We start from the raw sequence: 9,060 nt of genomic DNA, 5'->3' as shown, positions 1-9,060 counted from the left end.
GGCCGACGACTCCGCCGAGGGGACGACCCCGGCGGCCGACACCGAGCCGATCGCGCCGTCGTCGATGCGGGCGGAGAACTACTCGACGACGTACGGCCTCGACATGGTCAACGCCACGGAGGTCTGGGACGCGTACAACACCCAGGGCGAGGGCGTCGAGGTCGCCGTGCTCGACACCGGCATGGACGACTCGCACCCGGACCTGCCGGAGCTCGACGACGAGCACTGGCAGGCGTGGGACAGCGACGGCAACCCGATCGACTCCGAGCCGTCCGACTCCAGCGGCCACGGGACGCACGTCTCCGGGACGGTCGCCGGCGCGGAGAGCCCCGCCGGCGACGTGCCGACGTTCGGCGTCGCGCCGGACGTCGAGCTGTACCACGGCCAGGTCATCCCCGGGGGCGGCGGCTCCTTCACGCAGGTCGCGGCCGGGATGGAGTGGGCGGTCGACACCGCGGGCGTCGACATCATCTCGATGAGCCTCGGCGCCGGCGGCTACTACACCGAGATGATCGAGCCGTCCGAGAACGCGCGCGACGCGGGCGTCATCCTCGTCGCGTCCGCCGGCAACGGCGGGGCGGGGACGTCCGGGTCTCCCGGGAACGTCTACCCGAACTTCGCGAGCGGCGCGGTCGACGAGAACGCTGACGTCGCCGGCTTCTCCGGCGGGGAGACCGTCGACACCTCGTCGGCGTGGGGCAGCGACGCGCCCGACGACTGGCCCGACGAGTACGTCGTGCCGAACGCGGCGGCGCCCGGCGTGGACGTGCTGAGCTCCGTCCCGGGCGGCGGCTACGACGGCACGTACTCCGGGACCTCGATGTCCGCGCCCCACAAGACGGGCGTGTTCGCGCTGGTCCTCTCCGCGGCCGGCGGCGGCCTCGACCGCCAGACGGCGATCGAGGCGATCGAGGACACCGCGTGGAAGCCGGACGACGCGCCCGAGCCGCCGGGCACGCCGGACACGCGGTACGGCGTCGGCATCGTCGACGCCAAGGCGGCCGCCGACCAGGTCGCCCTCGACAGCGGCGTCACCGGCACCGTCACCGACAGCGCCGGCGACGCCGTCGAGGGCGCGACCGTCGCGGTCGAGGAGACCGGCTTCGAGGCGGAGACCGGCCCCGACGGCGAGTACACGGTCCTCTCGCCGCCCGGCAACTACACGGTGACCGCGAGCGGCTTCGGGTACGAGGAGACCAGCGCGAACGTCTCCGTCCCGGACAACGAGACGTTCGTCGAACAAAACCTCACGCTGGCCGACGCGCTCGGCGTCGAGCCGGTCTCCGGCCAGCCCGAGGCGATCGAGGGCGGCCAGCAGTTCGAGGTACAGGTGAACGTCGCCAACCTCGAGACCTACTCGGTCGAGCGGGCGGGCGACTACAACGGCAGCCTGACGTTCGAGCTCAACGGCGCCGAGATCGAGGAGGGCGAGGACGTCGACGTCGGCGGCCTCACCGGCCTCGCCACGCTCACCGTCACCACCGAGGCGGACACGGACGGCACGTTCGAGCTCGACCACACGTTCTCCGGCGCGGGCGACACGGTCACCGTGACGACCGGCCCGACGAACGTGTTCGCCGAGTACACCTCGATCGCCGTCGTCGACGACGGCTCCTACGGCGAGGACGTCGTCGACCGGCTCCTCGCACAGCTCCCCGGCTCGTACCAGGTCTCGCTGCTCACCGGCAGCGAGGCGGTCGACGCCGCGGCGAACGACGAGTACGAGGCGTACGTGGTCCAGGCGATCGACGAGACGCACGTCGCGGACCTGAAGGCGAACACCGCGGGCGCCTCGACGGGCGTCGTGTGGCTCGACCAGTGGGGCAGCGGGAGCAACGGCGTCCCCGCGCGGTCGGACGCGCTCGGCGACCCGGCGACGACGGCCGACAGCTTCGCGTCGCCGAACCCGGAGATGGAGATCGTCTCCGATAGCCCCCTCTTCGAGGGCGTCGGCGAGGTCGGCGACACGTTCGGTATCCACTCCGCGGACTTCGCCGACCACGCTTGGTTCGAGGACACCGACTTCCAGACGGTCGGCTACGTCCAGGCCGGCGGCGTGACGGACGGTCCCGCCGCCGCGACGCTGGCGCAGGAGCGCGAGGTGCTCCTGTCGACGTTCGGTTCGAGCGCCTTCGTTAGCTCCGGCGACTACAGCAGCGACGCCGACGCCGTGCTGGCGAACGCGGCCGAGTGGGCCGCGACGACGCCGCCGGTCGTCCTGAACGGGGGCCAGCCCGCGCAGGACGCGCCCGGCGACCGGTTCGGCGCCGAGTACGGCGTCAACCAGCTGGAGAAGGTGAAGGTGTCGCTCCACGAGGACAGCACCGCGAACCAGTCCGAGCTCGACCTCTACGTTGGCGACACGATCAACGCGTGGGGCGAGTGGCGCGCCTACTCGCCGCCGCTGACCGACGACGACTACATGGTCGAAGTCGAGTCCGAGGAGGACACCGTGGGATCGGTGATCTTGGAGACGACGTTCACCTTCGCCAACAACCCGGACGCGGTGGGTGACGGCGGGAACATCTCCGAGGAAGACTCCCACGAGATAACGATCACCACCGGCCCGACCGCGGTGTACGACGCGCCGTTGACGGTCGGCGACGGCGCGGACGTCGAGACGATCCAGGAGGCCGTCGACCTCGCGCCAGACGGCGCCGAGATCGCGGTCACCGAGGGGACCTACCCCGAGACCGTCTCGATCGACGAGACGCAGAACCTGACGATCACCGGTGAGAACGCCACGATCGTCGCGCCCGACTCCGGTGCGGACGACGGCCACGCGCACGTCGACATCCAGGCCAGCGGGACTCACTTCGAGGGCTTCGACCTCGAAACCCCCGAGGGACTCGCGGGCGTCGGCGCCTCGGAGACGAGCAACGTCACCGTCGCCGACGTCTCGGTGACCGGTGCGTCCGACGCCGTCCAAGTCGTCGGAAGCAGCGACGTCACCGTCACGAACGTGAGCGCCACGGGCGCCGCGGCGAACGGCGTCCACGTCGCGGGCAGCGACTCCGTCGCCGTCCACGACGCCGAGGCGACCGACGCCGGCACCGGCGTCCGGATCGCCGACAGCGCGGGCGTCACGGTCGACGCCCCGAGCGCGATGAACGTCTCCTACGGCGTCATGCTCGACGGCGCGACCGACGTCTCGGTGACCGGCGCGTCCGTCGAGGACGCCGGCGAGGCGGGCATCGCGTCGATGAGTTCCAGCGGCGTCGACCTCACCGACGCGTCGGTGACCGACGCCGCCTACGGAGTCCACGTCGACGGCGGCGCGGTCAATAACCTGACCGACGCCTCCGTCGTCGACAGCGAGTACGGCATCGCCGCGGAGGGCGGCGCCGCCGTCTCGTACGCCGCGCACAACGAGATCGCGAACGCCACCGCCGGCCTCGTGTTCTCGGGCGGCGCGACGAGCGGCGAGTTCGCGCTGAACGACGTCGACGCCGCGACCGGCGTGCTGGCGTCCGACGCGGGCGACGACCTCACCGTCCACTTCAACGACCTCGCGGAGACCGAGACGGCGATGGAGGCGGAGAGCGGCTCCTTCGACGCGCCGCTCAACTGGTTCGGCGAGGGCGGCCCGCAGGTGAACAACGGCGTCGCGGGCGACGTCGGCTACTCGCCGTACCTCACCGCCGACCTCGACGAGGTCGACGCGAACACGACCCGGCTCGCCGCGGACCTGACGATGGAGGCCAACGAGACCTACACCGTCGGCCTCCCGGCGGCCACCGACCAGACGGTCGGCGAGGCCTTCGAGGACGGGTTCGAGGGAGCCATCTACGGCTACGACGCCGAGATCGGCGACTGGCAGATGCTGACGGCGAACGACAGCCTCAGCGCGCTCTCAGCGGTCCTCGTCGTCACCGAGGAGGACACCCACGCCACGCTCGAGTTCCAGTCCGGCGACGGGCCGGCCAGCCCGGGACAGGTCGACCTCCACGACGGGTGGAACCTGGTGAGTCCGTCGGCGTACCACGACGAGGAGTACGCCTTCTGGACCGACGGCACGAACAAGGGCGACGGCGACTACTACACGCCGAGCACGTGGATGGTCGCCGAGTCGCACGCCGACGGCCACGTCGGCCAGGGCGAGGTCCCCGACTCGGCGGTCAACCCGTTCGGCGGGTACTGGGTCGGTATCGGCGCGGAGGGCGACGGCTACACCCTCTTCTCCGACATGGAGCAGGACCCGACTATCGACGACTACCGCGCGCTGTTGGACCCCGAGACGCCGACCGCGCCCCAGCCGCCGGGCGAGGGGCCGGGCGACGGTCCGAGCGAACCCGAGGACGTCTCCGTCGCGGTCGTCGACGAGAACGACTACCACGAGGGCGCGATCGCGAGCGCGCTCTCCGCGGAGCTCGACGACGACGTCTACACCACTGTCGACACGCTCACGGCGGACGAGCTGCTCGACGAGATGGACGGCTACGACGTGTTCGTCGTCCAGCGGTTCGGCAGCGACTCGCTGGCGGCCGACTTCGCGGACGCGCTCGGCGACGACCAGGCCGTCGTCTACCTCGACTCCTACCAGGGCGCGACGGCCGAGGCGTACGCCGACGGCGTCCTCCGGCTCACCGAGACCCGCGGGGACCCGGCCGAGCGGAACTCCGTCTCGCTCGACGCCGACGGCGAGCCCGTCGAGGTCGACATCGAGTCCGACCACCCGATCTTCGACGGCGTCGGCGAGGAAGGCGAGTCGGTCCCGGTCGTCGACTCCGGCACCACGTGGGGCGCGTGGTTCACCGGCTACGACGGCCAGGTCCTCGGCCACTCGGACTTCAGCCCGAGCGACGACGGGGAGTTCGAGGGGCCGGGCGTCGCGATCGACGAGGACCGGAACGAGGTCCTGAACACGGCGATCGCGATGGACTTCTTCCACGACGACCCGGCCGACTTCACCGAGGAGGGGCTGACCCTATTCGCGAACTCCGTCGAGGAGGCCGCGAGCATGGCGGCGTCCTCGAGCGGTGACTCCGCCGCGGAGGAAGACGAGGAAGCGGGCGGTCAACCGGACGTCACTCCGGTCGCGGCCCCCGCCGCCTGACGGGGGCTCGCCCGTCTCGACGCGGCCTCTCTCTTATTTTACAGTCGCCGAGCGGCGCGAGCGGCCCGCCGAACGCGACGGGGTCGCCGGCTCTGACGAACCGACCAGTTACCAGGAGAGCCGTGAGCGGAACCGGCCGGTAGTCAGGAGAGACGCGACGGAGACCGGCCGCGGTGAACACGCCGCGGCTGCGGGCGAAACGAGGGCCAAAGGTGGGGGACAGCGAACCGAACCGTGGTTCGTGTACCTCTATACAGTTCACCCCCGTCTATACTTACCTGCCGTTCTGCGATCAGATCCGGTAACTCGTTACAGGATCTGTAACATCCTCGTACAAAGCGAGGCTCACTCCTCGCCGAGCCGCCGCCGTTCGTCGCGCAGCAGCCGCTCCCACACGCCGAACAGCGCGCTGTCGAGGTCGTACGCCTCGTCGACGCGGCGGACCCAGCGGTCGTCGGCGAAGAGGTGGCGCTGGAACCGCCGCACGTCGGGGGAGAGGCGGTCGCGGCCGCCCCCGTAGTACGACAGCGACTCCTCCCGCGTCCGTGTCACGAGGCCGTCCGGCACCTCGATGCCGTCGGCCGCGGCGACGTGGTCGAACCACTCCAGGTGGAGCAGCGAGTCGGCGAGGAGGAACCGCTCGCGGAAGCCCGAAACCCGCGACAGCGCCGGCGCGCCGTCGATCCGGACGTCGGTCGGTCGCGAGAACCGCGGCGCGGTCGCGGTCACGGACGCGCGGTCGGCGACCGCGCCGGCGACCCGTCGCAGCCGCCAGTCGCAGTACCGCACCGGCGCGATCAGCGCGAGTTCGTACCAGGTCGGCAGCCACTCGCAGTAGGGCTCAGAGAACGCGCCGTCGGCCAACAGGGTCGCCGCGACCGAGCGGGCCTCCTCCGGCGTCAGTTCCTCGGGGGCCGTCCGGAGGCGGCGCTCGACGCGGTCGCCGTCGAGGGAGTCGACGCCGGCGAAGCCCATGCCCTCGGCGACGTCGGTCGTGTACGCGCGGCCGGCGGCGTACCAGCTCGCGAAGTCGGCGGTCGTCGTCAGCCGCAGCAGTCGGAGGACCGTGATACCGATCGGAGGGACCGGGCCGGAATAACCGTTCGGTCAGCGGTCGACGCGCGCCAGCGCGTCGCCGAGCGAGACGCCGTGCTCCGAGCGCGCGGCGGCGGCGTACACCACGCCCGCGGCGACGGCGGCGGAGGCGACGGCGAACGCGACGCCGCCGAACGAGAGCGGGCCGAACACCGGGAGCCCGGCGGCCCACGAGCCGAGGACGACGCCGGTCGCCAGTGCGAGGGCCCCGACGGCGGTCCGCCCGACGTTCTCCGTGTCCGGTTCGATCTCCAAGACGAGCTCCTCCGGGAGGTCGGAGGTCAGCCGCACCGTCCCGTCGCGGTCGTCGAACTCGATGAGCCCGGCGTCGGCCATCTTCGGGCAGTGGAACTGCCGCAGCGACGTGTAGACGCTCTTCCGCTGGTCGTAGTCGACGTCCGCGGGCTCGACGTCGTTCTCCCACGCCGCGATCCGCCGCGACGCGTCGGAGAGCGCCGACTCCGCACTCTCCGCCCGGAGGTGCCGCCACAGCAATCGCCGCCGGCGGTTTCCGAGCAGCTCCAGGAGCTCGTTCGCGTCGACCCGGTCGTCGTTCGCCGGGCCGCTATCTCCCGCCGCGTCGTCGGCCGCCGCGCCCGCAGAGGAACCCGCGCGGGCGGACGGCTCCTCGCGCTCCCTCGCCGCCCGTTTCTCCGCCTCGACGTTCCCACCGGATGACATGTAATATCTTCACATGGTGTGCGGTAAAAAAATTACCGGCGACCCCGACGTTTCGAACGTCCGGCGAATTCGATCGGTCGCCGTCTCACCCGCCCGAGCCCCGGTCGAGCGGCGGGGTGGGGCCCTCGGACTCTCGGTGGCGGTCGTCGCCGTCCGCATCGTCCGTCGCGCGCTCGGCGGTCTCCCCCTCGCCGCCGGCCGGTTCGCTCGGGCCGTCGAGCGCGTCGTCGAGCCCCCACTCGGCGGCGCGGTCGCGGGCCTCGGACCGGGCCTGCTCGCGGATCGCCTCGATCCGCTCGTCGTCCGCGAGGAAGGCGGCGACGGCGTCGTCCTCGTCGGCGTCGTCCCGCAGCCGGTCCGCCGGGGCCGCCTCGCGGGTCCGGTCCGCGAGCGCGGCGTCGTCGGCCAGTTCGGTCGCGGCCGCGTCGGGCGCGACGCGCAGGGCGTCCTCCCTGTGGGCCGCGGCCAGTCCGTCGGCGTCGACGGCGTACAGCTCGACGCGGTAGGGGCCGGGGACCGCGAGCTCCGCGAGCGCGTCCGGCCCGCCGCTGTCCGTCACGGTGTTGTACGCGAGCACGGGCACGCCGTCCTCGAAGGTGAGGACGCCGCGGGCCTCGCCCGAGAGCAGCAGCGTCTCCTGCGGGACGAGCGTCGCGTAGCCGGTGAGCCCGCGGTCGAGCGCGCGCGACAGCGTCGTCCCGACGTCCGAGACCACCCGCGAACGCAGGAGCGTCCCCCGCGGGATGGTGAGGGTCGGCGGCTCCCCGGTCTCGTCGCCCCTCTGACTCCCGCTCATGGCGTGTCGGGGACGACCGCGCTGCGGAACCGGTCGGCGACCGCGTCGCCGTCGCCGTCGCGCACGTCGAGTCGGCCGGCGGCCCGTCGGTAGCGCGCGGCGGCCTCGCTCTCGGGGGCGTGCGCGAGCAGCGGCTCGCCGGCCCGCCGCGCCGCGCGGACCGCGTCGCTTTCGGGCACGTTCGCGAGCACCGAGCCGCCGAAGTGCCGCTCCGCCTGCGCGGCGACGTCGTCCGCCTCGCTCCGGACCTTGTTGAACAGGACGCCGGCCGTCTCCGTGCCGTACGAGCGCGCGTACTCCTGGACCTTCAGCCCGTCCGAGAGCGCGGGGATCGTCGGCTCGACGACGACCACGACGCGGTCCGCGAGCACGACCGGCAGCACGGCCGACTTCGACCCCAGCGCGGCCGGCGAGTCGAGCAGGAGCAGGTCGGTGTCGCGCGCCAGCTCCGCCACCACGTCGCGGAGGCGCTCCGGCTCCGCGGCCTCGAAGCCCGCCAGCGAGGTGCCGCAGGGGACGACCGAGAGTCCGAACCGCTCGTAGGTCGCCTCGTCGACGCCCGTCGCGGTCCCCTCGACGAGCAGGTCGTGGAGGGTGACCGCCGCGTCGTCGAGCCCGGCGTGGAAGAGGAGGTTCGCCATCCCCGTGTCGGCGTCCACGACCGTCACGTCGTGGTCGGCCGCGAGCGCCATCCCGAGCGCGAGCGTGCTCGTCGTCTTCCCCGTGCCGCCCTTGCCGCTGGCGACCGCGAACGCCTCGACCATATCCCCGCTCGCCGGGCGGTCCGAATAAATCCTCTTCATCGCGGTCGCCTCCTCCCCGCGGACCCGTCTCACGGGCTGCCACCCTCATCCACCGAGCGTTTTTGATCACGCGGACCGAGACCCGACTATGGCCGAGACGATATCCGCCGCCGAGTTCCGCGACAGGATCGACGCGCGTCGGCGCGGCGAGCGCTCGTTCGCCGTGGTCGACACGCGACCCGAGGAGAGCTTCGCGGGCTGGCGCGTGGCGGACGCGATCCACTACTTCTACAAGCCGTTCCACGAGTTCGACGTCGACGACTTCGAGCGGGAGACCGGGCTCTCGCCGGACGACAGCGTGGTCACGCTCTGCGCGAAGGGGAAGGCCTCCGACGACTTCGCCGCCGAGCTCGACGCCGCGGGGTACGAGGACGTGACCGTCGTCGGCGACGGGATGCGCGGCTGGTCCGCGGTGTACGACCGCGCCGAGGTCCCGCTCCCCGACCGCCCCGACGCGGCCCCGCCGCTCGACGTCGTCCAGGTCCAGCGCCGCGCGAAGGGGTGCCTGGGCTACCTCGTGGTCGGCGGTCGCGAGCCGGGCGACGCGGATCACGTCCCCGCTGCCGGCTCAGACGACGACCGCGTCGCCGTCGCCGATTCCGACGGCACAGACCGCGTCGCCGTCGCCG

Annotated in this window: 6 protein-coding genes; 2 read left to right on the top strand and 4 right to left on the bottom strand. The window is 72.4% G+C overall.

All coding sequences use genetic code 11. From position 1 onward, the window contains the following. The coding region (locus Q0116_RS03215) for a S8 family serine peptidase (RefSeq protein WP_297885453.1) at window positions 1–5,056 on the top strand (5,056 nt) is incomplete at its 5' end. 345 nt (window positions 5,057–5,401) lie between these two features. On the opposite strand, the gene Q0116_RS03210 is transcribed toward Q0116_RS03215, so the two are convergent. The 4 genes from Q0116_RS03210 to Q0116_RS03195 all read right to left on the bottom strand — a co-directional run bounded on the left by Q0116_RS03210 (window position 5,402) and on the right by Q0116_RS03195 (window position 8,392). Then, window positions 5,402–6,031 carry a hypothetical protein gene (locus Q0116_RS03210; protein WP_297885452.1) on the bottom strand — a complete coding sequence of 210 codons (630 nt, stop codon included), beginning with the start codon at window positions 6,029–6,031 and terminating at the stop codon, window positions 5,402–5,404. A 132-nt stretch (window positions 6,032–6,163) separates the two neighbouring features. Then, entirely contained in the window at window positions 6,164–6,832 is a 669-nt protein-coding gene (locus Q0116_RS03205; RefSeq protein WP_297885450.1) for a hypothetical protein, read from the bottom strand. Between the two features lie 85 nt (window positions 6,833–6,917). Beyond that, on the bottom strand, window positions 6,918–7,628 hold the full coding sequence (locus tag Q0116_RS03200) for a hypothetical protein (protein WP_297885448.1): 711 nt from the start codon (window positions 7,626–7,628) through the stop codon (window positions 6,918–6,920). Beyond that, entirely contained in the window at window positions 7,625–8,392 is a 768-nt protein-coding gene (locus tag Q0116_RS03195) for an AAA family ATPase (protein ID WP_297885446.1), read from the bottom strand. The genes Q0116_RS03200 and Q0116_RS03195 overlap by 4 nt, the downstream gene beginning before the upstream one ends. A gap of 127 nt (window positions 8,393–8,519) precedes the next feature. Between Q0116_RS03195 and Q0116_RS03190 the strand changes: the two genes are divergently transcribed. Then, window positions 8,520–9,060, top strand: a 541-nt coding sequence (locus Q0116_RS03190; RefSeq protein WP_297885444.1) for a rhodanese-like domain-containing protein, incomplete at its 3' end; no start/stop codon positions are given.

The organism is uncultured Halorubrum sp. (assembly GCF_937146585.1).
In the GTDB taxonomy this organism is placed as follows: domain Archaea; phylum Halobacteriota; class Halobacteria; order Halobacteriales; family Haloferacaceae; genus Halorubrum; species Halorubrum miltondacostae.
This window is presented reverse-complemented; position numbering and strand designations above follow the sequence as displayed.

Bases quoted from the DNA above. Each gene is read 5' to 3' on its own strand.
- Q0116_RS03205 (WP_297885450.1), bottom strand. From the start codon at position 6,832: ATGTCATCCGGTGGGAACGTCGAGGCGGAGAAACGGGCGGCGAGGGAG.
- Q0116_RS03195 (WP_297885446.1), bottom strand. From the start codon at position 8,392: ATGGTCGAGGCGTTCGCGGTCGCCAGCGGCAAGGGCGGCACGGGGAAG.
- Q0116_RS03210 (WP_297885452.1), bottom strand. From the start codon at position 6,031: ATGGGCTTCGCCGGCGTCGACTCCCTCGACGGCGACCGCGTCGAGCGC.
- Q0116_RS03200 (WP_297885448.1), bottom strand. From the start codon at position 7,628: ATGAGCGGGAGTCAGAGGGGCGACGAGACCGGGGAGCCGCCGACCCTC.